Below are 25,761 nucleotides of genomic sequence, written 5' to 3'. Positions count from 1 at the left end.
ATGCTTGGAAAAACCGCAGGCGGTCTCTTCTGGATGTTCCGCTATCTTGAGCGATCCGAAAATACAGCGCGCTTGATCGAAGCGGGGCTTCGCATTGCCCTGACGCGGTCGGGATCGACCGACGAGGAATGGACCAGCATTCTGCAAACGACAGCCGTGCTTGAGGGCTATAACGCCGTCTATGACGGTGTTGTGACCCGCGAAACCGCGATCGACTGGATGCTGCGTGATCGGGCCAACCCGTCAAGCGTTCTCAATGCGATTGACGCGGCCCGCAGTAACGCCAAGACCGTGCGCACCGCTTTGACCCGAGAGGTCTGGGAGGCGGTCAATGATTGCTGGATGTCGCTCAAAGAGGCCCTGGCCCGCAAGGTGCAAGAGCGTGATCTTCCGCATGTCTTGCTTCTCATCCGTCAGAAGAGTGCCTTTGTGCGAGGGGCCTTGCATGGGACTATGCTGCGCAACGACATTTTCAACTTTGCACGGATCGGCACCTTTATGGAGCGAGCCGACAACACTGCGCGGATCCTCGATGTGAAGTATTACGTCCTTTTGCCCTCGGTCGCAGCGGTGGGCTCGTCTCTCGACAATGTGCAATGGCAAACGATCCTTCGGTCCGTATCAGGCGAGGGCGGTTTCCAGATGGCATATGGCCAAGAGCCGCGTGCCCGCGAGATCTGCCAGTTTCTTATCCTCGATAGCAGAATGCCGCGAAGCCTTGCATTCTGCGCGGCCAAGATTTGCTCGAACTTGGGTTATCTGGCCTCCGATTACGGGTTGCGCCATCCCTCGCACGAGATGTGCGATGCGATCACGCAAAAGGTCAACGGGCTGGGGATCGACGAGGTGCTCGACAAAGGACTTCACGAATTCATCCAAACCTTCCTCAAGGAAAATTCGGCACTCGGCCAACAAATCGAGGTCGATTATCGGTTCTATCAATGACACAGACACTCTCGATCAGACATCGGACCAGCTATCGCTATGACGCCCCTGTGCCCTATGCGCTTTTGCAACTTCGACTGAAACCCACGGACACTACGGGTCAGACGGTGCAGTCATGGAGCTTGGACATTGATGGCGGTCAGGTCGAGGCAGAATATGTCGATCATCACTGCAATCTTGTCACCTTGGTAAGCTTTGCCCCCGATGTGGCCGAGGTCACTCTTACGAGCGAGGGTGTCATCACGCTTCGCGAAACCCACGGCGTTCTTGGCCCCCATCAGGGTTTTGCGCCCATGTGGCTCTTTGAAAGGCAGACACCGCTCACCAAAGCGGGCGACGTCTGCCGCGCCTTGACGCAAGCGGCGACGGGCGCAGTGGGTAGCCTTGAGTGGCTCCATAGCCTTTCGTCCGTGATCCGCGCGGCGGTTGCCTATGAGACAGGCAAATCCGAGGTGCATTGGAGCGCGGAAGAGGCCGCCAAAGCAGGGCACGGCGTCTGTCAGGACCACACCCATATCTTTATTGCCTGCTGTCGTTTGGCACATGTGCCAGCGCGCTATATCTCGGGTTATCTTTTGATGGATGATCGCACGGAACAAGATGCCACACATGCTTGGGCCGAAGCCTTTATCGAAGGGCTTGGATGGGTGGGATTTGACGTTTCGAACGGAATTTCCCCCGATAAACGCTATGTTCGCATTGCATCGGGGCTGGACTATGCCGAGGCTGCACCTGTAACTGGAACCCGATTTGGCAATGCCGCCGAGATCATGGACGTCCAGCTCTCGGTGCAACAACAGTAGGCGTAAGAAATGACATATTGCGTTGGAATGCGGCTGAACCGTGGTTTGATCTTTATGTCGGACACTCGGACCAATGCCGGCGTCGATAATATCTCGACCTTCCGCAAGATGTTCACCTTCGAAAAGGAAGGCGAGCGCTGCATCACGCTGATGACGGCGGGCAACCTTGCCACCACGCAGGCGCTTATGTCTATCCTCGAGGAGCGGACCAAAGCCCCCGATGAACGGGCGCCATCCATCCTCGAAGTGCCATCGATGTTTCAGGTCGCGCGTCTGGTAGGTGATACGCTCCGCGAAGTGATCATGCGCAACGCTGATGTGGGGCAGAGAGCCGATGCCACCTTTAACGCCACGGTGATCGTCGGCGGGCAGATCAACGGCGGCGAGCCGCGTCTCTTCATGGTCTATCCCGAAGGCAACTTTATCGAAGCGAGCGTAGACACGCCCTTTATCCAGATCGGCGAGACCAAATACGGTCGGCCTATTCTCGTGCGGGCCTATGATCCCGACATGAGCTGGGAGCAAGCGGTCAAGCTCTTGCTTGTGAGCTTTGACTCGACGATCAAGGCCAATCTATCTGTTGGTTTGCCGCTTGATCTTCAGACCTACGAAACAGATATCCTGTCCACTGGTCTGCGCCGTAGGATCGGCGCAGATGACGCGTATTTCAAAACGATATCAGAAGGTTGGGGGCATGCCTTAAAGTCAGCCTTCGACAGCCTACCGGATATCGATTTGGGCTAAGACGCCTTAGTTACAGTCGGCCTCGTCCCACCAGCCGTCGCGGATTTTGCCCATGGTATTGTTGAGCACCATGCCCGCGATTGTGCCGAAGCCAAATTTTTCCTCATCCCCGACCACAAGGGCATATTTGCCCGAGTTCGAAGCGTTCGAAACTTTGATGTAATAGGTGCCCGCAGGATAGATACGGTCAGAGAGGAAATCCTTGCCGATTTCTGGGCCGACCCAATACCAGGTCTTGCCGTATTCCTCATACCACGCCCACCACTCGGCGCTGTTGCCTTTGCGTTCGTCGATCTTTTTGAGATCCTGATCCAGCACCTCAAGGTCAAAGGTTTCTTTGAGGCCGCAGCCCTCAAGTTTGGGCGCGGTCAGACCCGTATAAAACTTGAAGTCGACATCGGAGTCGATCCGATAGAACTGCGGCGCGCCGGTCAACTCGGAAAAGATGGCTTTGGAATGCTCGGGGTTTTCGACGACATAGGGGGCGTCGACTGTCATTGGCGCTTGGCCGTTGTTGATCACGGGCGCATGGGCCGAAGCGGTTGTTGCAAGGAGAATGGCGAGAGTGGCAGCGAGAAAGCGCATAATGCGGTCCTTTGTTCTTTCTCTCTTTACGCTGCGTCCTTGGTTCTGGATCACTTTGCGGATTCTCGCGGCTGGGGGAACAAGAGGCGATCGACGGCAATCTTTCCACCCCCAGTGACGCCGAGGACGATCAGCATCCAGACCCAAAGCAACCTTTGGTCCGCAATGACTTCATCCTGAAAGCGGTTGAAGAAGCTTCCAATCGTTTCAGCAGTCAGTCCGTGGCCATAGATATCGGTGAGCGTCATCACACCGATAAATCCGATCATTGCCAGTGAAGAAAGGCGAGTGAAGAGCCCGATCAAAATAAAGAGCGGAAGGACGAACTCGGCGATCGTGCCGAATGCGGCAATAAAGTGATAGGGCGCTGCAAGCTGGCTCGGATCATAGCCCAAAGCCTCCATCTTGCGCGGGAAAATCTGGGCATAGGCGTTGAGAGAAAGGCCGAAGCCGTCGATCTTGGTGAGCGCGGACGACCAGAAGAACCGCAAAAGCACCGAAGCAAAGACGAGGCGGGTTCCCAATCCAAGGAGACCCACGCCGCGCGGAAGTTCGGTCTCCTCGATACGGCGCAAAAGGCCAAAGACTTTTGTCAAAAGTGCTGGGTTCGGTTCATTCATGGTTCGAGGTCCTTTCGACAACTGCGCCTGATGAAAAGAGGGTGGCAAGTATGGACGGGGCGTCATCGATATCGCCCAGTGCCTCTCCAAGAGATCTGCCTTGCCCAAGGGCGCTGAGGGCGGCGATAGTGCCGCTTGGCGCTGCGTTCATAATCAGGGTCCAGTAGGGCCGCGTGATCAAAACCTCGCCCGCAGGGGCATCGATCAAATGTGCGGCCTGCGAATTGCGCGCCCAAATGGCCAAAGCGGGGTGCCGCGTTGTCACAAAGCGCACTGAGGGATGCAGACCGAAGCGCAATAGCGGCAGATCTTCGGGTGGGACCTCTGAGAGCCTCTCGATCGCAAAGGGTTGCGCGTCGGCTGCATGATAGGCTTCGCGCCGTGCCTGCTCGATCCTCGCGACCTCGCCCAGATAAGGGAGGGATGCCGCGGGGGGGAAACCCGCGATCCAATCGGGAAAGGCATCGCCATAGAAAGCCATGACAGGAGAGGCGGGGGGATGGTTCCTCACGAACTCGCGGGCCATGGCGGTAAAGAAGTTCTCGCCGACAAGTTTGGCAATGACGGGAAAGGCCTCTGTCAGGCTTTCAACCAGCGAGACGGTCACATTGTTGCGATAGACGTTGAACCGCGTGGCAACTGTCCGCTCGTCAGGCGCGGTGAGAGGGGTGGGCGTCTCGGCCTCGGGCCTTAGAACCGCCCTTGCAAAACTGGATTGAAGGCTCATGCGGCAACCCGTCTTTGCAAGATCGTATTCGCCCGCGCCGCTTCGCGCTCCAGCGTTGCGAAATCGGGCACGTCGTTGTCCCATTCGATCAGAGTTGGGCGCGGGCCGATCTTGGTGATGGTGCGCTCATACAGCGTCCAGACAGGATCGGCGACTTCGCTCCCGTGGCTGTCGATCAAAAGCGTGCCGCCCTCGATCTCTTGGGCATGATGACCAGCAAGATGTATCTCGCCCACATGTTCAATTGGATAGGCCTCGAGATAGGCTTCAGCCGAGAGGCGAAGATTGGTCGCGGAAACAAAGACATTGTTGATGTCGAGAAGCATCCCGCAGCCGGTGCGATGGGCCACTTCGCCCAGAAAATCGGTCTCGGAGAGCGTGCTTTCGGTGAACGAGAGATAACTTGAGGGGTTTTCAAGAAGCATACGCCGCCCCAAAACATCTTGAACCTCGCTGATATGCGCAGAGACGGTTTCAAGCGTGGCCTTGGTATAGGGAAGGGGCAGGAGGTCATTGAGATAGGCCCCGCCATGAGAGGACCACGCCAAATGCTCGGAAAACTGCGCGGGCTTCAGCCAGTCCATCAACGCCTTGAGCCGCTTGAGATGGTCGCGATCAAGCGGATCTTCACCGCCGATAGAGAGCCCGACGCCATGGGCGGATATCGCAAACCGTTCGGACAGCTCGGCCATCATCGCGCGGCGCGGGCCACCGTCGAGCATATAGTTCTCGGCATGCACCTCAAGCCATGTCACCGCGCCAGCCTCGGTCAGATCATCGTAATGGGCGGGTTTGAACCCGACCCCTGCGCTTTGGGGAAGCTGTGTGAAGGGCATGTGAACCTCCGGCTATTGGGTTCGCTGCGCAGGGGTATCCCCGCGCAGCAATTGCGGGATCAAGCCTGCGGGAGATCGCGGTCAAGCTCGGTGAGCGAGCCCATACGCGGGGAGCCATCCTGCATCGCGGGGAGTTCGATTTCAGCGCAGGTGCCTTCGGGGACCAGCGTCCATGCATTGCCTTGATAGTCGACTTTGGAGGTGCCTGCACAAGTGGTGCCCGGGCCTGCGGCGCAGCCATTCTCGCCCGCAAGAGCGACGCCAAAGCATTTTTCCTGACCTGCGGCATGGGCGGGAAGCGTCATTTGGGCAAGGCCCGCAGCGACAACAGCAGCAAGAGTGAGGGTTTTCTTATCAACGGTCATTCTTCAGTCTCCGGTTTTGAGGCAGATCTCATCGTCTGCATCAAGGCTTTCGCAAAGGGGGCGCGATTTGTTACGCCGCTCGCTTTAGTGTGAAAGCTCGGGCTGAAACTGAAATAATTCGAACCTTGTGTAACGCGGGCCTCCTTCCTCGCGTATAGAGAGGTATGACAACGCAAGATCACGAGATCGAAGATTTGATGCGCAAAGGGCTGGTGGGAGACCGCCGTGCCTATGCCCAATGTCTTTCGCTTCTCGCGCCTCGCATGCGTGCGATGGCGCGGCGGGACCTTGCCTTTGTTCATGCAAACCTTGTCGAGGATGTGGTGCAGGAAGCTTTGCTTTCCATCCACCTCAAACGCGGCAGCTGGGACCAGACCCGTCCTTTGCTCCCGTGGGTGCGGATCATCGTCAAGCACAAGGCGATCGATCTAGTGCGTATGGTGCGCAGTAGTGCGCCCCATGAGCCTATCGATGATCATGCAGACATCGGGGCGCAAACGAGCGACCCGCTTGCAGGCTTGCATCTGGAACAGGCCCTCGCGCGGCTTTCGGAGAAGGATGCCGCTTTGGTAAGGGGACATGCAGTCGAGGGGCTTGATGCCGAAACACTCTCGACCAAATTCGGTATGGCACCCGGAGCGATGCGCGTGGCTTTGCACCGCGCGCTCAGACGGCTGGCCGACATGGCACGAAAGGACGAAGAATGGAAACCGATGAGCTGATTGCAGCCCTTGCTGCCGATGCGACCCCTGCAAAGCGGCCTCGTTTGATCGCTCGTGCGGTGATTGGAGCGCTGTGCACGGTTGTTTTGGTGTTGGTTCTTTACGGGCTGCGCCCCGATTTGATCGATGCTTTGAAAGCAGGTCCCGTTCAGGCCAAACATTTCTTTACGTTGTTTGTCTTGGTGGGGCTTACGCGGCTTTTGACGCGTGCACCCGTCGGAGAGCGGGCAAATATGCGCCCCCTCTGGATTACGGGCACGGCGATTGCGGTCCTGTGGGGCGGCGCTGCTGCAATGGGCGGCGATCCGATGGGGCAGACGGCGCTCGCCTGTTTCGTTTCGATCCCGCTGCTTGCGCTCCCCGTTATCGGGCTGATGTTTGCAGGCCTTCGCCATCGCGTCGAACCCTTTGCCGCCGAGCGCGGCTTTCTCACTGGGCTCTTTGCAGGGGCGGTTTCGGCCTCGATCTATGCGGTGCACTGCGTTGAAGATGCACCTGCCTTTTATCTTCTTTGGTATACGGCCGGGATTGTGGTCAGCGGCGCTATTGGTCATTTGATCGGAAAGCGGGTGCTGAGCGTCTAGGCGCTCTGGCACCATGCTTTGCGCAGATCAGAAGTCCGACAGATAATCCGCTGCGACATAGCCCGTCACCTGCGGCGCATCAGCAAGCGAGACCTTGCACCAAAGCTGGCCGACTTCGGTGGTGCAGGTGCCTTTTTGAAGGCGCGTGCCATCTGGAAGCCCAAGCACGATCCGATACCCGAGACCGGGGCCCGCCCGCAGTTTCAGAAATTCACCTTCACCTGCGCGCTCGACAGAGACAGGATTGGTCAGAATGCTGTTGCCGCATCCCGCCAGAACGGCAAGGAAGGCGAAGAGCGAGAGAGTTTTTCTGTTCATCTTTGTGCTCCGGTTTTGCCTGTTCTTTGACTATGCGCACAGAACCTTGGGGTCATGCAACCCTGAGACGGCGACAAGAGGTATCCTGAGCCAAGGATTGCCATTCCGAACCGGAATTCATGATGGGCGGAAGCTGCCTCTTGAGAGTATCTCGATGGTGATCCGCGTTGCCGATTTCATCCAGTGCTGAAACTATGACGTCCAAGTCTCTGACATATTTTACAAAAGTGTCATCTAAACGTTAACCTTAGGTCATGAAATTTACTCAAGGTCCGCTCGCAAATTCCTTCTATCAGCGAGAGTAATAGATGACCTTCAAGTCCGTTTGTTTGACTTCGATCCTTGCGTTGGCCGCCGGTCAAGCGATGGCCGAGATGAACTTCAACCGTATTTCCTCTTTTGCGACCCCGCTCAACAATGCAGACCAAACGGCTCAATCCTCTGCCGAGATCATCGCGGCCTCGGATGATGGTATGACCCTTGTCTATACCGATAGCCCGCTTGGCGTCGTCGGCCTTATCAATATCACCGATCCCAAGGCGCCCAAGGCAAAAGGCAGTGTCGCTTTGGAGGGCGAGCCGACCTCTGTCACCGTGATCGGAAATACCGCCTTTGTGGGCGTCAATACTTCGGAATCCTATACCAACCCCTCGGGCAAGCTCGTTTCGGTCAATCTGGCTGATGGTTCGATCATGGGCGAATGCGATCTTGGTGGACAGCCTGACTCGACCGCACACACCGACGCGGGCGATACGGTCGTCGTCGCCATCGAGAACGAGCGCGACGAAGATTTCGGCAACGGCCGTGTCGGGCAACAGCCTGCTGGTTATATGGTCACCGTCGGCATCGCGAATGAGGCCATGGACTGCGCCACGCTCAAGAAAATCGACGTCACGGGTCTCACCGAGATTGCTCCTGAAGATCCCGAGCCCGAGTTTGTCGACGTGAATGCCAACGGCGAGATCGCCGTAACGCTTCAGGAAAACAATGCCATTATCGTTCTGAATGCTGACGGTTCCGTCCAGAGCCAGTTCTCGGCAGGCAGTGTCGATCTTGAAGGCATAGACGCTACGGACGAGCGTGGCGCCTTGGTCTTTACCGAAAGCCAGCCCGCACGTCTTCGTGAGCCCGATGGGCTTCAGTGGATCGACAACGACCAAGTGATGATCGCCAACGAAGGCGACATGGACGGCGGGTCGCGTTCGATCACTGTCTTCCACAAAGACGGCACGCTGGTTTGGGAGTCGGGCAATGCCTTTGAAACTCCGATCATTCAGGCAGGCCACTATCCCGACAAACGTTCGGACGCCAAAGGCGTAGAGCCTGAGGGCATGGAAATCGCCAAATTCGGAGAAGTGACCTATGCCTTCATCCTCTCTGAGCGCGCTTCAACCATTTCGGTTTACGATGTGACCGATGCTGCAAACCCAGTGTTTAAACAGGTGCTGCCTTCGGGAATTTCGCCCGAGGGTGCGATTGCCATTCCCAAGCGCGGGCTTCTGGCTACCGCGAACGAGGTTGATCTTGGCGAAGATGGGGGCGCGCGCGCCCATGTCATGATCTACGAGCTTCAGGATGCTCCCGCCGCCTATCCGCAACTGACCTCGGAAGGGGCAGACGAGCTCATCGGCTGGGGGGCGATCTCTGGCATGGTCGCCGATGAAAACGGTATGATCTATGCGGTTAACGATAGCTTCTACGGCTTCCAACCGCGTATCTTCACCATCGATCCGTCGCAAACGCCCGCCCGCATCATCGCGGCGACCGATGTCACCCGCGCAGGTCATGCGGCACAAAAACTCGATATGGAAGGCATCACCCTTGATGGCGAGGGCGGCTACTGGATCGCCTCCGAAGGCCGCACCGACCGCCTTGTCCCCCATGCACTCCTGCATGTGAATTCAAAAGGTGAGATCAAGGAAGAGATCGCGCTTCCCGCCGAGCTTCTGGCTGTCGAGACCCGTTTCGGCTTTGAGGGGATCACCAAAGTCGGCGACACCCTCTGGATGGCGGTTCAGCGCGAATGGGCAGATGACGCCGCAGGTTTCACCAAGCTCGTTGCCTATAACACCGATACGAAGGAATGGGGCGCTGTGCTCTATCCGCTCGACGCTGTTGAAGCGGGCTGGATCGGTCTGTCGGAAATTCAGGTGCACGGTGACTATGTTTACCTGATCGAGCGCGACAATCAGATCGGGGCTGCGGCCAAGATCAAGCAAGTGACTCGCGTTGCGCTCTCCGAGATGGTGCCTGCCACCCTTGGCGGCGAGCTACCCGTCGTGACCAAAGAGGTTGTTCATGACCTGATCCCCGATCTGGCGGCCCAAGGCGGCTATATCGTGGACAAGATCGAAGGCATGGCGATCATGGAGGACGGCACGATCTGGATGTCGACCGACAACGATGGCGTCGATGACAGCTCGGGCGAGACCTTCTTCTGGTCGATCGGCCAGTTCTGATCCGACTTCTACAGACAATATTTGAAAAGAGGCGCTTCGGCGCCTCTTTTGCATGGGGCGCATTTGATCCAAATCTAGGTGCTGAGCCGCAAAAGATGTTATGCTGAACCTATCGCTATGGATCACCTAGGAAAGGAGCCTGCGATGGACATCAGCACATTACTCGCGTTTTTCGGCTGGATGAGCGTTATCAACCTGGTGCTTTTTGCGGCGGGCATGCTCAAAGTTACAGTCTTGCGCAATTTGGCGGTGGGGATTGGGCGCGCCATTCTCGGAGATACGATCGACGACTGGATGGCCGATGCACCGAGGATCTTGATGAACTATTACATCCTGATCCTCGTGTTCAACGTCGTGCCCTATATCGCGCTGTGCTTGCTCTAAACGGGCGTTGCTGCGATTGGCGGCAGCTTTCTGCGGACGCGGCTTAGTGCGCTATAGGCGATCGCGACAAGCACGATAGAGCCGCCGAGAATGGTTCCGAAGCTGGCGACTTCACCAAGGATCAGCCAGACCCAGATCGGGGCGAGCAAGACTTCCGTATTCGACAAAAGCGTGAGTTCGGCAGAAGGCACCGTGCGGCTTCCCAATGTGTAGAGTATCTTCCCTCCGCTCAACGTGACGGTTCCCATCAGCACGCACCAAGCAAGGTCGGTATATGTGATCGCGAGCCCTTGATTGGTCACGATCGCGAATGCGCCGGCGATGATGACGGCAAGCACAGCGCCGATGAATGTGACGGGGAGGCTGTCTTCTGCCTTGCTCCAACGCAGCGTGACGCTGAAAAACGCAAATCCGAGGGCAGCAATAAGGCCTGCGACGTTTCCAACGAGCGCTCCCGATGAAAGTCCGTCTTTCACCATGACAAAGATCCCGAACATTGCCAGTGCGATGGCAATTTTAGTCTGGGTCGAAACTGCTTCTTTAAGGATCAGCCTGCCGATGATCGCCGCCAGGAAAGGCGACGCAGCAAGCAAAAAGGCCGCGTTCGCGACTGTGGTCGTTTGAAAGGCTACGATTGCACCGCCCATCGCGGCAACCAACCCAAGGCCGCCGAGAAAACCGATCCATCCAGAGGCGCGGAGGGCCTTGACCGGTGCGCCGTTCGATCGAAACGAGACAAGCACCCAAAGCACAGGCAGCATCGCAAGCGAGCGCCAAAAGAGGACGGTCCAGGCTTGGGCATCGTCTAGCTGGCGAATGATTGTCCCATGGAATGACCATAGAACACCCGATGCCAGCACGAAGAAGATTCCGGTTCGATAGTTCATGGCGCACTCCCTGATTTCCCGGTCATCTAACGACTGGACATCGATCCATTCAAACGAATAGATTTGATGAAAAGCATCAGGAAATCTGAACTATGTCAGACCCGCTAGATCTTGTGCTCCTCAAAAGCTTTGTGGCCGTTGTGGATTGCGGGAATATCCAGTTTGCGGCGGATCGTGTCGGACGGAGTCAATCGGCCGTCAGCATGCAGATAAAGCGCTTGGAGGAGACGGTCGGTCGCCCGCTGTTCCACAAAGAGGGACGCTCGCTGCGGCTCAATCCAGCCGGCGAGGAGCTTCTCCTTCATGCGCGGCGACTTTTGCGCCTCTCGAACGAGGCTCTGGCGAGCCTGCGCGGGGGAGAGGCGGTCGGAGCCGTGCGGCTTGGTATGCCCGAAGATTACGCCACATGGCTCCTCGCACCTGCTATTTCGCGGTTCGGGCAGGAGTATCCGCTTGTCGATGTAGAGCTCACCTTTGACAAATCCCCAAAGCTTTTGCGTCTCATTGACGAAGGCAAGCTCGACCTTGCCCTTGTGACCCGCGAGATGGGGCAAAGCTTTACGGTGTTCCGACGCGAGCGTTTCGTTTGGGCAGGGTCGCTCGAGCATAAGGCGTGGCTACGCGATCCGCTTCCCGTGGCGTTGTTCGATGCGGGCGACATCGCGCGGCGCATCGCGCTCGAGGCGCTCCAAACCGCAGATGTTTCCTATCGCGTTGTCACATCAACCCAGAGCCTGTTGGGGCTTGTGGCCGTAGCGCAAGCGGGGCTTGCCATCGTAGGCATGGTTGAATCTTCCATTACCGCTGGCCTTGTGCCCTTGGGCGAGGCCGAGGGGCTTCCACCGCTACCTGTCCTTGAACTTGCCTTGGTAACTGGACTTGGCGAGACAAGCGCGATCACCTCGCGGCTTTCCGACTATCTCGCCCGAGAGCTGCGGGGGGACGGGGCGATCCCACTTACCGTCTAGCGGCAAACTAGCGCTTGAACTCCTGCCGCGCCCGTTTACGCTCCGCTCAAATTAAGGGAGAGGCGAAATGGGTGGATCACAGTTTGTCATGCTGCTTGCTGGGATCGGCATCCCGATGCTTGCGGCTTTGAATGCCGCGCTTGGCCGCCATGTTGGATCGCCTGCAGCGGCGGCCACTGTGCTCTTTGTCGTGGCCCTCACGATTGCCTTTGTCACGGCCCTCATGACGGGCAGCGCAGGCTTCGCCAAGCTGGTGACAGCGCCCAAGCACCTCTTTCTCGGGGGCACATTCGTGGCATTCTACGTTCTTTCGGTCACATGGATTGCGCCTAAGATCGGGGTTGGGAATGCGGTTTTCTTCGTTCTAATCGGTCAGTTGATTTCGGCGGCGATCATCGACCACTTTGGTCTTTTTGGGGCGAACCAGACCCCGATCAGCCTGACCCGCGGCGTGGGTCTTGCCATCATGGCGCTGGGCGTCTTTGTCACGCAGAAGGTTTGAGCTTAGGCGGCAATTGCGTCGAGGAGCCAATCCCGAAACGCTCCTGCTGCTTTGACGTTTTCATCGATGGCTAAGAAATAGCCTTCGGGGTTCACAAGGATCGCATCCCCGATCTGGAAAAGCTCCCCTTTGGCTAGTGCGCCCGCAGCAAGAAGGGAGCTCGTCAATGCCACGCCTTGACCTTTGGATGCGAGTTCGAGCGCAAGGCCGAAGCTGTCGGTATAAAGGCTCGGCACGAGGGTTTGTTGCCTGCAATGCGCTGCGCTCCAGTTTTGCCAGGACATCGAGGTGCCGACCGTTTCGATCATTCTTTGTCCCTCAAGACCGTCCAGCGGTTCTTTGGAAATCGCGACAAGATAATCGGGACCAAGGCGCACGGCATTATGGCCGACCTGTTTTTCCGCACCGAAGCGGATCTCGACATCCGCAATCGAAGCTTTGAATTCGTCGGGCCAGACTGTGGACAGAAAGCGGACGCGAAGATCAGGGTGATTTGCTAGAAACGCGTCGATCCTCGGGGCAAGGATCCACTGGGCCACGCTGACCGAGGTTGCAATGGTCAAGAGCTGTTCCGTCGGGCCTGCATCAAAGGTTGAAGAGGCTGCACCTAGAATTTCAAGCGCTGCCCCGACCTGCGGCAAGAGCTTGCGGCCATCGTCCGTGATCGAAAGACCGCGCGCCTTGCGCTCGAAAAGCTGCACGCCGAAACGGGTTTCAAGCGACCGGACCTGTTGGCTGATCGCCGATTGCGTCAGGCCAAGTTCCGCCGCCGCAGCAGTGAAATTAAGGTGCCGCGCCGCCGCCTCGAACGAGCGGAACCAGTTGAGTGGAGGGAGTGATCGCGCCATGATGGAACCCAGCCATTAGTAACGCTAATGCCTTTGCCGCATTTTATCTCGTTTGTCAAAATCAGCGATGTGAGAGCAGATGGTCTTCCAACGTGGGAGGACCGTTTTGACCTTGGAAATTCGCAAGTTCGTCACCTATGACGAGGAAACCTTGATCGAGGGCTTTCGCCCTGCGCCGCGCCCCTGGCGCATGTTTGCCGTCGCCGCAGTGGTCAAGAACCCATGGGCAGGGCGCTATGTCGAGGACCTTGGCCCGTTGATCCGCGAGATTGCACCGCCCTTGGGCGAAGAGTTGACCCGCCGCATCATCGCCTTGGCTGGCTCGGGCGAGGCGATCGAGGCCTATGGCAAAGCCGCCGTCGTGGGGCTTGATGGCGAGGTGGAGCACGCCTCCGGCCTCATACACACCCTGCGGTTCGGGAACCATTTCCGCGAAGCCGTGCAAGCAAAGTCCTATCTCTCCTTCACAAATACGCGTGGTCCTGCGAATGCGCCCATCATGGTGCCGCTGATGGACAAGAACGATGCGGGGCGGCGGTCGCACTATCTTACTGTCCAATTCTCGATCCCCGACGCCCCATGCGCAGACGAGATCGTCGTCGTTCTTGGCGGTGCAACCACGGGCCGGCCGCATCACCGTATTGGCGACCGCTATCAGGATTTGAAAGACCTCGGGCATGATCTGGACAATCCGGCAGCGGTCTGACCTTGGGGCGCTGCGTGCGATCCGCCAAGGGCAGGGGCCGAAAATCGTGCTTTTGCATGGCGTCGGTCTTCGGGCCGAAGCGTGGGGCGCACAGATCGGCCCGCTTTCCCAAGGCTTCGAGGTGATCGCCCCCGATATGGCTGGGCACGGCGAAAGCGCGACGCTTGCGGGGGAAATCTCTCTTGGCCGCTATAGCGATCTTGTTGCCGAGGTGATTGAGGAGAGCGCTCTAGTCGTCGGACATTCGATGGGGGCGATGATCGCGCTCGATCTGGCGGCGCGCTATCCGCAAAAGGTGCGCGGCGTTGTGGCCCTCAATTCGATTTTCGAACGCAGTCCCGAGGCCGCGAAAGCCGTCCGCAAGAGGGCGGCGGGACTGAGCGAGAGCGCCGTAGGCGATCCGACTCCGACGTTGTTACGCTGGTTCGACGATCTGCAATCGCCCGAGGCACTGGCTTGCCGTGACTGGCTCATTGGTGCCGATCCCAAGGGTTACAAAGCAGCTTATGGCGTCTTTGCAACCTCTGACGGGCCTTCGCGCAGCGCATTGGCCGCGCTTGAGATGCCGGCGCTTTTCATGACGGGCGCGCTCGAGCCCAATTCCACCCCCGCGATGAGCCAAGCCATGGCCTCACTCGCCCCAAAGGGCCGCGCCGTGATCGTCGAAGGAGCCGCACATATGATGCCGATGACCCATGGAGACGAGGTGAACCGCGCCATTCTCGCGCTTGCTGCTGAGGTGCTGGGATGACCGCAATCGATCCTCGCGCCCTGCGCTCTGCTTTTGGGAGTTTTATGACGGGCGTTACAGTTGTCACCACGCGCGATGTAGCAGGCGAATGTTTCGGCTTTACGGCCAATTCCTTCACCTCGGTCTCGATGGACCCGCCCTTGCTTCTGGTTTGTCCAGGGCGGTTCCTCTCCAGCTTTGCCAAGTTCGAAAGCTGCACTCATTTTGCGGTCAGCGTTTTGGCCGAAGGGCAGGAAACCGTCTCCAACATCTTTGCCAGCTTCAAGGGCGACCGCTTTGCCCAAGTGCCGACCACACCTGATTGCCATGGCATCCCCGTGATGGAGGGCGCGGCGGCGACCTTTAGCTGCAAAACGCATCAGATCATCGATGCGGGCGATCATATCGTTCTTATGGGGCAGGTGGCCGTGTTCGAGCAGAGCGACAAGCGCGGTCTTGGATATGCGGGTGGCAAGTATTTCTCGCTCGGTCTCGAGCAAAAGGCGGCGCGTGCGCCTGCGCGGGGGCTTGCCAATATCGCCTCGGCCATTGTCGAGAGCGAGGGCAAGATCCTTTTGATCCCCGTCGAAGGCGGCTTTGCTCTTCCTCAAGTTGAGGTCGAGCGGCGCGGACTTTTGCGCGATGCGATGATCCAAAGGCTCACGGATATGGGGCTCAACGCGCGGCTCGGTCAGGTCTATTCGATCTATGACCACTCCGACAGCGCAGAGCACCACACCTGTTTTCGTGCGTCGATGATCGACGGTCAGACACCCCACGGCCAGTTCGTCCCAATCGACCAACTTGGCGCGCTCCGTTTTCCCGTGCCGGGTCAGGGCGCCACGCTGACCCGCTATGCCGGCGAATATCTGACGGGGCAGTTCGGCCTCTATGTCGGGGATGTCGACGGCGGTGATCTTCATTACAGCTAACGAAAAGGACGCCTTTTCATGGACTTCTCACTCTTTGCTCACATGGAGCGTCTGGACCCCTCGCAATCGCACGAGACGCTTTATTCCGAATTCATCGGGCTTTGCGAAATGGCCGACCAAGGCGGGATGCGGGCGATCTGGACGGGGGAACATCACGCGATGGAGTTCACCATCTCGCCCAATCCGTTCCTGTCGATCATGGACCTGTCCCATCGCACCAAAAACGTAAAGCTCGGAACCGGCACGGTTATTGCTCCCTTCTGGCATCCGATCAAACTAGCGGGTGAGGCTGCGGCGACCGACCTTATGACGGGCGGTCGGCTTGAGATCGGGATTGCGCGCGGCGCCTATAGCTATGAATACGAGCGCCTGATGCCTGGCCTTGATGCATGGGATGCAGGGCAGCGGATGCGCGAGACAGCGCCCCTGATCCGCAAGCTCTGGGAGGGGGACTGCGCCCATGAAGGCACCTATTATTCCTTCCCAGCCACCACCTCGTCGCCCAAGCCCGTGCAAAAAGACGGCCCGCCGATCTGGATCGCCGCGCGGGACCCCAATAGCCACGAATTTGCTGTCCAGAACGGCTTTAACGTTCAAGTTACGCCGCTTTGGCAGGGGATGGCCGAGGTCGAAACTCTCATGGGCCGTTTCAATGACGCTTGTGCGGCGGGGGGCAAACGGCCCAAGATCATGCTTCTTCACCATTGCTATGTCGGGGCAGACGAGGCTGATCTTGAGCAAGCTGCCAAGGATTTCAGCCGCTATTACAATTACTTCGGCGCATGGTTCCAGAATAAGCGCCCGATTTCGCAAGGTCTGATCGAAACGATCAGCCAGGAGGATATGGACGCCAACGCGATGATGGCCCCTGCGAACCTGCGCCGCGATCTGACAATGGGCACGGCGCAAGAGGTGATCGACCATATCAAACGCTACGAGGATTTGGGCTATGATGAATTCTCGTTCTGGGTGGATAGTGGCATGACAACCGAGCGCAAACGCGCCTCGCTTGCCCGCTTCATCGACGACGTCATGCCCGCATTCGGGTGAGGAGAGACTATGACCAAACAACCGCATTTTCAGCTCTTCATCGATGGCGCTTGGACCGAAGGCAGCAAAGGGCAGGTGATGGAAACCCAGAACCCTGCGACGGGGCAGACTTGGGCGACCTTTGCTTGTGCCAGCGCTGCAGACGTGGATCGTGCGGTTCGGGCCGCTGCCCGTGCGCTCGATGATCCGAAGTGGCGCGACATCACCCCCACGGCGCGGGGCAAGCTGCTCTATCGTCTTGCCGATCTGATCGAGGAACGTGCCGCCGAACTTGGGGCGATCGAAACGACGGACAGCGGCAAGCTTTTGGCCGAAACCTCAAGCCAGACGCGCTATGTCGGGGACTACTACCGTTATTTCGCAGGGCTGGCGGATAAGATCGAGGGCGCAGTCCTTCCCATCGACAAGCCCGACATGCATGTCTTTACCTCGCGCATGCCCATCGGGGTGGTCGCCGCCGTGGTGCCGTGGAATGCCCAGATGTTCCTTACTGCAACCAAACTTGGCCCAGCACTCGCAGCGGGCTGCACGGTCGTTCTCAAGGCCTCCGAGCAGGCGCCTGCGCCAATGCTTGAATTTGCAAAACTGATCGAAGAGGCGGGCTTCCCCGCTGGTGTTGTTTCGGTCATTACAGGTGACGCCCAGAACTGCGCGGCTCCTTTGACGCGGCATCCGATGGTGGACCGCATCGCCTTTACAGGCGGGCCGGAAACCGCGCGTCATGTGATCCGAAATTCGGCCGAGAACTTTGCGGTGACGACGCTGGAGCTTGGCGGCAAGTCCCCCATTCTGGTCTTCGACGATGCCGACCTCGACGGGGCGGCTAATGGGCTTATTGCTGGAAACTTTGGCGCTTCGGGGCAGTCTTGCGTGGCGGGAACCCGTGGTCTCGTGCAGCGGTCAATCCTGCCTGCACTCATCGAGAAGATCACAGAAAAGGCCAAGGGCATCGTGATCGGTGATCCACTGGACTCCACCACCCATGTCGGCCCCCTTTGCACCGAGGCGCAGGTGCGCAAGATCGAAGCGACCCTCGCCAAGGCGAAAGAGCAGGGGGCAACTGTGCATTTCGGCGGGGTAGCCGTGGAGCGGGCCGGCAATTTCGTGGCCCCGACACTGGTCGAATGCAACGGACCCGAGACTGAAACACTCCATGTCGAGATGTTCGGCCCCGTCATGTCGCTCCTTGCCTTCGATACCGAGGAAGAGGCAATCGCGCTGGCCAACAACAGCGTATATGGCCTTGGGTCTGGCATCTTTACCCAAAACCTTGCACGGGCGCATCGCGTATCCAAACGCATCCGCTCGGGGATTTGTTGGATCAACACCTATCGCGCGATTTCGCCCATCGCACCCTTTGGTGGGTTCAACGCATCGGGGTATGGACGCGAGGCAGGGCTTGAAAGCGTTCTCGACTATACCCGCACCAAGACCACCTGGATCAATACATCCGACGCACCGATGGCGAACCCCTTTGTGATGCGCTAGCGTGGGGGAACTTGCAAGAAAGGCCCGAGATGAGCGTATTTGACGAAGACCTGTTTCTTAAAGGACTAGAGCAGCGCAAAGCTACCCTTGGCGCGGACTATGTCGAAAAGAACCTTGCCGCTGCAGACGATTTTACGCGCCCCTTCCAAGAGGCGATGACGGCGTGGTGCTGGGGTTTTGGCTGGGGTGACGACGTGATCGACGCAAAGACCCGCTCGATGATGAACCTCTCGATGATCGGCGCGCTCGGCAAGATGCACGAATGGGAGCTGCATTGCCGCGGTGCGATCAACAACGGTGTAACCAAGGAAGAAATCCGCGCAATCATCCATGTGATCGGGATCTATTGCGGCGTGCCCCAAGCGCTCGAATGCTTCAGAGCCGCAAGGAAAGTGCTCGAAGAGCTGGAAGCCAAATGAAAAGGGCGCCTTGCGGCGCCCTTTGACTTATTAGAGGGGCTTGTCGTCCGGCCCGAAGAGGTGAAGATGACCTGGAAGCGGACGGAGCGAAACCGTTCCGCCAAGTCCGCGCACAAGCTTGCCGCTTTGGCGCACGACCACAGGTTCTTCTGAGCCGATGTCCACAAAGAGGAAGTGGTCCGAGCCGAGATCTTCGGCGTGAACGACTTTACCGGTCCAAGTGGCTTCGCTTTCGTCCACGATCTCGATGTGTTCTGCACGAATACCGAGCGTGGTGCAGTTGGCGGCCTCTGCGAACTTGCCTGTGAGGAAGTTCATCTTGGGCGAGCCGATGAAGCCCGCGACAAAGACCGAGTTCGGCTTTTCATAGAGCTCGGCAGGAGTGCCGACCTGCTCCACCAGACCATCGCGCAGCACGCAGATACGGTCGGCAAGGGTCATCGCTTCGACCTGATCGTGCGTCACATAGATCATCGTGACGTTGCTCATGTCGTGGTGCAGCTTGGCGATCTCGAGACGTGTTGCAACGCGCAGCGCAGCATCGAGGTTCGAGAGCGGTTCGTCAAAGAGGAACACACGCGGGTCGCGGACAATCGCACGGCCGATGGCCACACGCTGACGCTGACCGCCCGAAAGCTGACGGGGCAGACGGTCGAGAAGGTGGTCGATCTGGAGCATTTCGGCGGCCTTGCGGACGCGCTCTTCGATATCTGCCTTGGTGCTCTTAGAGAGCTTCAATCCGAACGCCATGTTCTCGTAGACGTTCATATGCGGGTAGAGCGCATAGCTCTGGAACACCATGGCGATGCCGCGCTCGGAGGGCACGACGTCGTTGACCTTTTCGTCGTCGAACAAAAGATCACCAGACGTGATTTCTTCGAGACCCGAGATCAAACGAAGGAGCGTGGATTTACCGCAGCCCGAGGGACCGACAAAGACCATGAACTCGCCTTTGCGAATTTCAAGATCGATGCCCTTGATGACTTCAATACCGCCAAAAGATTTGCGGACCGATTTGAGTGTGATGTTTGCCATTTGAAGCCTCTTATCAGCCTTTGACGCCACCAGCCGTGAGGCCAGCTACGATTTTGCGTTGGAAAATGAGCACGAGAACGATGAGCGGAATGGTCACGACCACACTCGCTGCCATAATCGGACCCCACGGGATTTCCTGCGTGCTTGCGCCCGAAAGAAGCGCGATCGCCACGGGAACGGTGCGTTGATCTGCCGAAATGGTAAAGGTCAGAGCAAAGAGGAATTCGTTCCATGCCCCGATGAAGGCCAGAAGACCGGTCGTCACAAGTGCGGGCCACAAAAGCGGCATAAACACACGGGTGATGATGATCCACGGGCTTGCACCATCCACGATCGCTGCTTCTTCGATTTCCATCGGAAGATCACGCATGAACGTGGTCAGAACCCAGACGGTGAAGGGCAGGGTGAAGATCGTATAGCTGAGCACCAGCGCCCAAGGCGTGTTGTAGAGCCCGAGGAGTTTGACCAGCTCATAAAGGCCCGACAGAACCGCGATTTGCGGGAACATCGAAACGCCGAGGATGGTCATGAGGAGCAGTCCGCGACCTTTGAAGCGGACACGCGCCAGCGCATAGGAGGCGGTGACTGCCAGAAGAAGCGCCGCGCCCACGGTGACGCCCGCAATCAGCACCGAGTTCAGGACCGAGCGGATAAAGCCCGAACGGCTGAAAATGGCCTTGTAGTTGTCCCACGAGAAGCTTTCGGGGAGAAAGTTCGGACGGAAGATCGCTGTGCCCGTCTCAAAGCTGGTCATGATCGCATAGTAGAACGGGAAAACCGCAATGATGACGATCAGAGCAACGCAAAAGTAAAAGGCGGTTGTTCTAAGTTTCGAGCGTTTCATTAGCGTGTCTCCCCACCGAGGTTCAAACGGCCCAGTTTGATATACAAGAGCACGAAGGTCGTGATGATCAGGAACAGGAGCGTCGACATTGCAGAGCCTTCACCATAGTCCCCGAACTGTTGGATCTCGCGGTAGCTGAGAACCGACATCGTCATGGTCGAGCCGGACTGCGGCGTGAGAAGATAGATCAGGTCAAAGATCCGGAGCGCGTCGAGCGCACGGAAGATCACCGCAACAAGGATCGCGGGCTTCAAGAGCGGGAGCGTAACCTTGAAGAAGACCTTGATCGGGTTGATCCCGTCGATCTTGGCCGCTTCATACATGTCGCGCGGGATCATTTGGAGACCGGCAAGGATGAGGAGCGCCATAAAGGGCGTCGTCTTCCACACATCGACGATCAGCACCGCAAGCATTGCCGTATCAGGCTGCGCGGTCCATGCAATCGGAGAGTCGATCAAACCGACGCTCAAGAGAATGTGGTTTATGATCCCGAATTGGTCATTGAGCATCCAGCCCCACATACGTGCCGACACAACGGTCGGGATCGCCCAAGGGATCAGGATCGCCGCACGCACAAGGCCGCGGCCTTTGAATTCGAGGTTGAGGACAAGAGCAACCAAAAGCCCGAGCAGCGTTTCAAGCGTGACCGAAACAATCGAGAAGCGGACGGTGTTCCATACAGCGTTCCACCAATCGGCATCGGCAAGCACACCGCGCCAGCGCACTTCGCCATTGGCGCGCACACGGCGCTCTAGGTAGTTTTCAAAGCCCACCCATTCCGACTGGCCATTGAAAATCGTGTTGGCGCTTGCGTCTGTGAAGGAAAAGCTAATCGAGCGGAAAAGGGGCCAAGCAGCGACGATCACAAGCATAATGATCATCGGCGCGAGAAAAACATAAGCCGAGCGAATGCGTTTTTGCTGAAGGTTTAGGTTCTTCCCTGAAGCGAGACCGGTAAATTTGGTGTTGGATTGAGTCATGGGGTTCCTCGTTGTCCACCATCAGGAGCAGTTCGGGGGCGCAGAGTAAACTGCGCCCCCGACCTCGTCTCTGTTTTAACTGAGTTTAACAGAGTTGGGAGGAATTACTTGTCCAGAAGGTCCTGGAGGTCGGCTTCGAGATCTGCAAGGGCGTCAGCTGCGTTGGCTTCTTTCGAAAGAACGCTGTGAACGGCCGAGAAGAACAAGGTCGAAACTTCGTTGTAGTCCTGACGGGTCGGTGCCGACGGACGCGGAACGGCTGCAAGGAAGACGTCCTTCCAACGCGGGATGATCGGCTGCTGAGCAGCGATATCTGCGTCATCATAAAGGCTCATGATGGTGGGAAGGTTCGACTCGTTGAGAGCGCGTGTTTTCTGGGCTTCGGCGCCAGCGAGGTAAACTGCGAGGCTGATCGCGGCTTCCTGATCGTCCGAATACTTCGAAACAGCTACGTTCCAGCCGCCGAGCGTTGCAGCCGATACGCCGTGGCCTTGGCCCGACGGAAGCGGAGCTACGTCGAAGAGACCGGCAACTGCCGAGTCTGCGCCGTTGCCGAGCGAGTAGGCATAGGGCCAGTTACGCATGAAGACAGCGTTACCGGTCTGCCATACGCCGCGGGCTTCTTCTTCCTGATAGGAAAGAACGCCTTCGGGCGAAATGGTGCCTGCCCACGAAGCAGCGAGCTCGAGAGCAGCTGCGGCGTTTGCGTTGTTGACCGAGATGGAGCCGTCGGCTTCAACGATCTGGCCGCCGCCCGAGGACTTGAGCCACTCGAGTGCGTTACAGGTCAGACCTTCGTAGGAGTTACCCTGCCATACGAAGCCGAAGATTTCCGAGTTGCCGGCAGCGCGCTCTGCGTCCTGAACCATCTGAGCGGTTGCGGTCAGCTCTTCCCAGGTGGTCGGAACCGAAGCGCCGTGCTTCTCGAGAAGGTCCTTGCGGTAGTAGAGTGCCGGTGCGTCGGTGAAGATCGGAAGAGCAACGAGCTTACCGTCTACGGTCTGGGATTCGATGATCGAGGGGAAGTGCTCGTTGACGAGGTCGCCAGCAGCTTCACGCAGATCAACGAAGTGCTCTGCAAGCTGCGGAGCCCAGATAACGTCGGTCTGGTAGAGGTCGATGTCACCGTTGCCGGCAGCGAGCCACAGACGATACTGGCCGAACTGGTCAGTGGTCGACGAAGGCATCGGAACGATGGTCACGGTGTGGCCGGTTGCTTCTTCCCATGGCTTAACAAGCGCAGCGAAGTTTTCGATAGCAGCGCCGGTTGCGCCCGAGACGTAGGTGATTTCAGCAGCCTGTGCCGATACACCAGCCACAGCAACGAACGCAGCAGCGGTGCCGCGAAGTGCAATGGTTTTCAGTGATTTTGCCATAGTGTTTCCTCCCAAAAAGTAATGGCAGACGCGATGTGCGTCCCAAACGGTCCGGAACTTCGAAAATTCACCGAAACGTTTCGGTTAGGTTAAGGTCCGCGCCCTTCATTTGTCAATTACTCAGATTGAAGGACGCAGTATTTTTATAAAAATGTTTTTGTATCAGTTAGATAGTCTTGATTGACCCAAGGTCAACAAAGGTGTGCGGCGCGATGGTTTGCACTTCGGAAAGCTCTGCTCCGTCCAAAAAACGGCTGAGATTCTCGGCCAGAGGTTCCCAACTGGCGCTCAGAGGTGAGGAGGTGCCCGAGACGGGGCGGGGCAAATCACCGTTCGAGTCGGCGGGAAGCTGATCGTCATGCGCCACCAGCGAAACATCGTCGGGCATAGAAAGCCCCATTGCAGAAAGAGCCATAAGAGCGCCGGTCGAGATTCGTGTATTGCCCGCAATAATCGCAGTCGGCTTTTCGCCTGAGCGTTGAAAAGCCCGAATGGTTTCAAGAAGCCCTGTCTCGGCGACCATGTTGCCGCGCACGACCATATCGGGATCGAACTTGATGCCAGCTTCTTTCAGAGCTTTTTGATAGCCTATCACACGGCGCTCCGCATAAGAGGCGGCCTGTGCGCCGTTGATAAACAAAATCCGTTTGTGCCCACGGTCGATCAGCATTTTGGTGAGGTCATACCCAACCGCGACGTTGTCGATATCGAAAAACGGATAATCCGGCGCATCCATCGTTTGCCCGTGAAGCACAAAGGGAATCTTCTTTTTTCTCAGAAAATTGACCCGTTTGTCATCAAAAGCGGGTTCGGTGACGACAAAACCGTCAATCGAGCGGGTGCGGACGAGGCGGTCATAGGCCTCGAGCTCGTCGGTGGTTTTGTCCGACATATGCAGCATGAATTGTCGATCGAATTTGGCGAAATTCTCGGAAAGCCCCGAAAGAAAGTTGGTGAAAAACGCGGATTCAGCCGAAGTCGGGATGCGTGGTTGGAGAAAGCCCACGATGCCCGAACGACCTGTCACAAGCCGCCGCGCCATAAGGTTAGGCTGGTAGTTGAGTTCGAAAGCGGCCTGACGCACGCGCTCTTTTGTGCCGTCGCTGACGTCGGAATGATCGTTGAGCGCACGACTAACTTGGGTGACCGAGAGTCCCAGATGGCGGCTGAGGTCTTTGAGTGTCGTCATCGTTTGTTCGCTTTCATAGGTCTTTGAGAAATATGCTTGCCATCCCGAAACGTTTCGGGCAACCCTCTTGATGATTCCGAAACGTTTCGGCTGCCCAAGGGAGGAAAGAATGGCTGCAACATCAGAGTGGTGGAGAGGGGCGACGATCTATCAGATCTATCCGCGCTCGTTCATGGACAGCAACGGCGACGGTATCGGCGATATTCCGGGAATTACCTCGCGTTTAGAAGCGATTGCAGATCTTGGTGTTGACGCGATTTGGCTTAGCCCGATCTTTACCTCGCCGATGCGCGACATGGGCTATGACGTCTCGGATTACCGCGACATCGACCCCACCTTCGGCACGCTTCAGGATTTCGACGATATGGTCGCCAAAGCGCATTCGCTTGGCATCAAGGTCCTGATCGATCAGGTGATTTCGCATTCCTCGAACGAGCATCCCTTCTTTCAGGAATCGCGTTCGAGCCGCACCAATCCCAAAGCTGATTGGTATGTCTGGGCCGATCCACGCCCCGATGGCACCGCCCCGAACAATTGGCAGGCGATCTTTGGCGGTATCGCATGGGAGTGGGAGCCGCGCCGCAAGCAGTATTACCTGCACAACTTCCTGCGAGAGCAACCTGACTTCAATTTCCACAATCCCGAAGTTCAGGAATATGCGCTCGATACGCTGCGGTTCTGGCTGGATCGCGGGGTCGACGGGTTCCGTCTCGATACCGTGAACTTCTACTTCCATGACAAGCTTTTGCGCGATGACGCAGCGGATTTCCGTCCCGAGGCTCGGACTGCGTGGAAGCCCTATGATATGCAGTATCACCTCTACTCCAAAAACCAGCCCGAGAACCTCGAGTTCCTCAAGAAGATGCGGGCTTTGATGGATGAATACGATGATCGCACGCTGGTTGGGGAAGTGGGCGAGACCCACCACATGACGGAAATGATGGGCCAATACACCAGCGATGGTCGTCTCCATATGGCCTATTCGTTTGAAATGCTTGGGTTTAAGTTCACGGCGGCGCATTTCCGCAAACAGATCGAAGAGTTCTTTGGCCTTGCTCCGAACGGTTGGCCCTGCTGGGCGTTCTCGAACCATGATGTGGTGCGTCACGCCACGCGCTGGATGCCTTATGCGGCAAGCCATGATGATCTTGCGAAACTTGCGGGCGGACTTTTGATGTCGCTTCAGGGCTCGATCTGCCTCTATCAGGGTGAGGAGCATGGCCAGCTTGAAACCGAGATGCTCTATGAAGAGCTGACCGATCCGCAGGGCATCATGTTCTGGCCCGAGGACAAGGGCCGTGACGGTTGCCGCACGCCGATGGTCTGGGATTCCCAGTCGGAATTCGGCGGCTTTTCAGAGGTGAAGCCGTGGCTCCCGATCAAAGCGCCCCAGTTCGAGCGCAGCTATTCAGCGCAGCAGGGCGAAGCTTCGGTTCGTGCGTTCTACAAGGACATGCTCGCCTATCGCAAAGGCAGCGAGGCGCTTAAATCGGGTGGCACCACCTTCTTTGACCTACCCGAGCCAGTGCTCGGCTTTGCGCGCGGGGGCGAGGTTTATTGCTACTTCAACCTCTCGAACGAGGCGCAGAGCGTTGCTCTGACCGATACACTGGCTGCCGATGTTTCGAACAACGCGACCGTTTCGGGCGCGACGCTTGAACTCGGACCGAACGGCGTATTTATCGGGCGCCGCGCCTAACTCGAAATGCCTCCCT

29 protein-coding genes are annotated in these 25,761 nt (G+C 57.6%); 16 read left to right on the top strand and 13 right to left on the bottom strand.

Annotation, left to right across the window (positions count from 1 at the left end):
• From QQG91_RS08480 to QQG91_RS08470, 3 genes are read left to right on the top strand one after another with little or no spacing between them, the layout of a single operon-like run.
• Positions 1-945 carry an alpha-E domain-containing protein gene (locus QQG91_RS08480; RefSeq protein WP_285769795.1) on the top strand — a complete coding sequence of 315 codons (945 nt, stop codon included), beginning with the start codon at positions 1-3 and terminating at the stop codon, positions 943-945.
• On the top strand, positions 942-1,748 hold the full coding sequence (locus tag QQG91_RS08475; protein WP_285769794.1) for a transglutaminase family protein: 807 nt from the start codon (positions 942-944) through the stop codon (positions 1,746-1,748). The genes QQG91_RS08480 and QQG91_RS08475 overlap by 4 nt, the downstream gene beginning before the upstream one ends.
• Before the next feature lie 9 nt (positions 1,749-1,757).
• Positions 1,758-2,492 (top strand): proteasome-type protease, encoded by a 735-nt coding sequence (locus QQG91_RS08470; protein WP_285769793.1) that lies wholly within the window; start codon positions 1,758-1,760, stop codon positions 2,490-2,492.
• A gap of 6 nt (positions 2,493-2,498) precedes the next feature.
• On the opposite strand, the gene QQG91_RS08465 is transcribed toward QQG91_RS08470, so the two are convergent.
• The 5 genes from QQG91_RS08465 to QQG91_RS08445 are packed head-to-tail and all read right to left on the bottom strand — an operon-like array spanning position 2,499 to position 5,625.
• The gene (locus QQG91_RS08465; protein ID WP_285769792.1) at positions 2,499-3,077 is read right to left on the bottom strand and encodes a hypothetical protein; all 579 of its coding nucleotides are present in this window, start codon (positions 3,075-3,077) and stop codon (positions 2,499-2,501) included.
• Between the two features lie 50 nt (positions 3,078-3,127).
• A complete protein-coding gene (locus tag QQG91_RS08460; RefSeq protein WP_285769791.1) occupies positions 3,128-3,697 on the bottom strand; it encodes a DoxX family protein in 570 nt (189 codons plus the stop codon).
• Positions 3,690-4,424 carry an HvfC/BufC N-terminal domain-containing protein gene (locus QQG91_RS08455; RefSeq protein WP_285769790.1) on the bottom strand — a complete coding sequence of 245 codons (735 nt, stop codon included), beginning with the start codon at positions 4,422-4,424 and terminating at the stop codon, positions 3,690-3,692. The genes QQG91_RS08460 and QQG91_RS08455 overlap by 8 nt, the downstream gene beginning before the upstream one ends.
• On the bottom strand, positions 4,421-5,260 hold the full coding sequence (gene bufB / locus QQG91_RS08450) for an MNIO family bufferin maturase (RefSeq protein ID WP_285769789.1): 840 nt from the start codon (positions 5,258-5,260) through the stop codon (positions 4,421-4,423). Before bufB ends, QQG91_RS08455 begins: the two co-directional genes overlap by 4 nt.
• A gap of 59 nt (positions 5,261-5,319) precedes the next feature.
• The gene (locus QQG91_RS08445; protein WP_285769788.1) at positions 5,320-5,625 is read right to left on the bottom strand and encodes a BufA1 family periplasmic bufferin-type metallophore; all 306 of its coding nucleotides are present in this window, start codon (positions 5,623-5,625) and stop codon (positions 5,320-5,322) included.
• Positions 5,626-5,789: 164 nt separating this feature from the next.
• Here QQG91_RS08445 and QQG91_RS08440 point away from each other — a divergent pair, with 164 nt between their 5' ends.
• Together QQG91_RS08440 and QQG91_RS08435 are read left to right on the top strand one after the other, a co-directional pair.
• Positions 5,790-6,347 carry a sigma factor-like helix-turn-helix DNA-binding protein gene (locus QQG91_RS08440; RefSeq protein ID WP_285769787.1) on the top strand — a complete coding sequence of 186 codons (558 nt, stop codon included), beginning with the start codon at positions 5,790-5,792 and terminating at the stop codon, positions 6,345-6,347.
• Positions 6,329-6,931, top strand: coding sequence for an NrsF family protein (locus QQG91_RS08435; protein WP_285769786.1), 603 nt, complete (start codon positions 6,329-6,331; stop codon positions 6,929-6,931). Before QQG91_RS08440 ends, QQG91_RS08435 begins: the two co-directional genes overlap by 19 nt.
• 27 nt (positions 6,932-6,958) lie before the next feature.
• On the opposite strand, the gene QQG91_RS08430 is transcribed toward QQG91_RS08435, so the two are convergent.
• Entirely contained in the window at positions 6,959-7,249 is a 291-nt protein-coding gene (locus tag QQG91_RS08430; RefSeq protein WP_285769785.1) for an SH3 domain-containing protein, read from the bottom strand.
• Positions 7,250-7,557: 308 nt separating this feature from the next.
• On the opposite strand from QQG91_RS08430, the gene QQG91_RS08425 reads away from it, so the two are divergent.
• Both QQG91_RS08425 and QQG91_RS08420 read left to right on the top strand, forming a co-directional pair.
• On the top strand, positions 7,558-9,708 hold the full coding sequence (locus QQG91_RS08425) for an esterase-like activity of phytase family protein (RefSeq protein ID WP_285769784.1): 2,151 nt from the start codon (positions 7,558-7,560) through the stop codon (positions 9,706-9,708).
• Between the two features lie 144 nt (positions 9,709-9,852).
• Entirely contained in the window at positions 9,853-10,092 is a 240-nt protein-coding gene (locus QQG91_RS08420) for a hypothetical protein (RefSeq protein ID WP_285769783.1), read from the top strand.
• On the opposite strand, the gene QQG91_RS08415 is transcribed toward QQG91_RS08420, so the two are convergent.
• Positions 10,089-10,979 carry a DMT family transporter gene (locus QQG91_RS08415; protein ID WP_285769782.1) on the bottom strand — a complete coding sequence of 297 codons (891 nt, stop codon included), beginning with the start codon at positions 10,977-10,979 and terminating at the stop codon, positions 10,089-10,091. The genes QQG91_RS08420 and QQG91_RS08415 overlap by 4 nt on opposite strands.
• A 92-nt stretch (positions 10,980-11,071) precedes the next feature.
• Here QQG91_RS08415 and QQG91_RS08410 point away from each other — a divergent pair, with 92 nt between their 5' ends.
• Both QQG91_RS08410 and QQG91_RS08405 read left to right on the top strand, forming a co-directional pair.
• Positions 11,072-11,947 (top strand): LysR substrate-binding domain-containing protein, encoded by an 876-nt coding sequence (locus QQG91_RS08410; protein ID WP_285769781.1) that lies wholly within the window; start codon positions 11,072-11,074, stop codon positions 11,945-11,947.
• Positions 11,948-12,014: 67 nt separating this feature from the next.
• A complete protein-coding gene (locus QQG91_RS08405; RefSeq protein WP_285769780.1) occupies positions 12,015-12,449 on the top strand; it encodes a DMT family transporter in 435 nt (144 codons plus the stop codon).
• A 2-nt stretch (positions 12,450-12,451) separates the two neighbouring features.
• Here the strand turns inward: QQG91_RS08405 and QQG91_RS08400 are convergent, their stop codons facing one another.
• The gene (locus tag QQG91_RS08400) at positions 12,452-13,297 is read right to left on the bottom strand and encodes a LysR family transcriptional regulator (RefSeq protein ID WP_285769779.1); all 846 of its coding nucleotides are present in this window, start codon (positions 13,295-13,297) and stop codon (positions 12,452-12,454) included.
• Between the two features lie 106 nt (positions 13,298-13,403).
• Here QQG91_RS08400 and QQG91_RS08395 point away from each other — a divergent pair, with 106 nt between their 5' ends.
• Genes QQG91_RS08395 through QQG91_RS08370 form a run of 6 tightly spaced genes read left to right on the top strand, consistent with a single transcriptional unit; the run spans position 13,404 to position 18,622 of the window.
• On the top strand, positions 13,404-14,003 hold the full coding sequence (locus tag QQG91_RS08395) for an amino acid synthesis family protein (protein WP_285769778.1): 600 nt from the start codon (positions 13,404-13,406) through the stop codon (positions 14,001-14,003).
• Positions 13,975-14,754 carry an alpha/beta fold hydrolase gene (locus QQG91_RS08390; protein WP_285769777.1) on the top strand — a complete coding sequence of 260 codons (780 nt, stop codon included), beginning with the start codon at positions 13,975-13,977 and terminating at the stop codon, positions 14,752-14,754. Before QQG91_RS08395 ends, QQG91_RS08390 begins: the two co-directional genes overlap by 29 nt.
• 44 nt (positions 14,755-14,798) lie before the next feature.
• Positions 14,799-15,665: a flavin reductase family protein gene (locus QQG91_RS08385; protein ID WP_285769776.1), complete on the top strand. Its 867-nt coding sequence runs from the start codon at positions 14,799-14,801 to the stop codon at positions 15,663-15,665.
• Positions 15,666-15,683: 18 nt separating this feature from the next.
• A complete protein-coding gene (locus QQG91_RS08380) occupies positions 15,684-16,715 on the top strand; it encodes an LLM class flavin-dependent oxidoreductase (protein WP_285769775.1) in 1,032 nt (343 codons plus the stop codon).
• A 9-nt stretch (positions 16,716-16,724) separates the two neighbouring features.
• Positions 16,725-18,203 carry an aldehyde dehydrogenase gene (locus tag QQG91_RS08375; protein WP_285769774.1) on the top strand — a complete coding sequence of 493 codons (1,479 nt, stop codon included), beginning with the start codon at positions 16,725-16,727 and terminating at the stop codon, positions 18,201-18,203.
• A 29-nt stretch (positions 18,204-18,232) separates the two neighbouring features.
• Entirely contained in the window at positions 18,233-18,622 is a 390-nt protein-coding gene (locus tag QQG91_RS08370; RefSeq protein WP_285769773.1) for a carboxymuconolactone decarboxylase family protein, read from the top strand.
• 30 nt (positions 18,623-18,652) lie between these two features.
• Here QQG91_RS08370 and QQG91_RS08365 read toward each other — a convergent pair whose 3' ends face one another.
• The 5 genes from QQG91_RS08365 to QQG91_RS08345 form a co-directional block, all read right to left on the bottom strand.
• Positions 18,653-19,657, bottom strand: a complete 1,005-nt coding sequence (locus tag QQG91_RS08365; RefSeq protein ID WP_285769772.1) for an ABC transporter ATP-binding protein — start codon at positions 19,655-19,657, stop codon at positions 18,653-18,655.
• A gap of 13 nt (positions 19,658-19,670) precedes the next feature.
• Positions 19,671-20,501, bottom strand: coding sequence for a carbohydrate ABC transporter permease (locus QQG91_RS08360; protein ID WP_285769771.1), 831 nt, complete (start codon positions 20,499-20,501; stop codon positions 19,671-19,673).
• A complete protein-coding gene (locus QQG91_RS08355) occupies positions 20,501-21,481 on the bottom strand; it encodes a carbohydrate ABC transporter permease (RefSeq protein ID WP_285769770.1) in 981 nt (326 codons plus the stop codon). Before QQG91_RS08355 ends, QQG91_RS08360 begins: the two co-directional genes overlap by 1 nt.
• Before the next feature lie 104 nt (positions 21,482-21,585).
• Positions 21,586-22,857 carry an ABC transporter substrate-binding protein gene (locus QQG91_RS08350; RefSeq protein ID WP_285769769.1) on the bottom strand — a complete coding sequence of 424 codons (1,272 nt, stop codon included), beginning with the start codon at positions 22,855-22,857 and terminating at the stop codon, positions 21,586-21,588.
• A 166-nt stretch (positions 22,858-23,023) separates the two neighbouring features.
• Positions 23,024-24,046: a LacI family DNA-binding transcriptional regulator gene (locus QQG91_RS08345; protein ID WP_285769768.1), complete on the bottom strand. Its 1,023-nt coding sequence runs from the start codon at positions 24,044-24,046 to the stop codon at positions 23,024-23,026.
• Between the two features lie 109 nt (positions 24,047-24,155).
• On the opposite strand from QQG91_RS08345, the gene QQG91_RS08340 reads away from it, so the two are divergent.
• Positions 24,156-25,745 carry an alpha-amylase family glycosyl hydrolase gene (locus tag QQG91_RS08340; protein WP_285769767.1) on the top strand — a complete coding sequence of 530 codons (1,590 nt, stop codon included), beginning with the start codon at positions 24,156-24,158 and terminating at the stop codon, positions 25,743-25,745.
• Positions 25,746-25,761: the final 16 nt, after the last annotated feature.

This window comes from Marivivens sp. LCG002 (assembly GCF_030264275.1).
Lineage (GTDB): Bacteria > Pseudomonadota > Alphaproteobacteria > Rhodobacterales > Rhodobacteraceae > Marivivens.
Note: the sequence above shows the minus strand (reverse complement) of the source record. Positions and strands in the feature narration are given on the sequence as shown.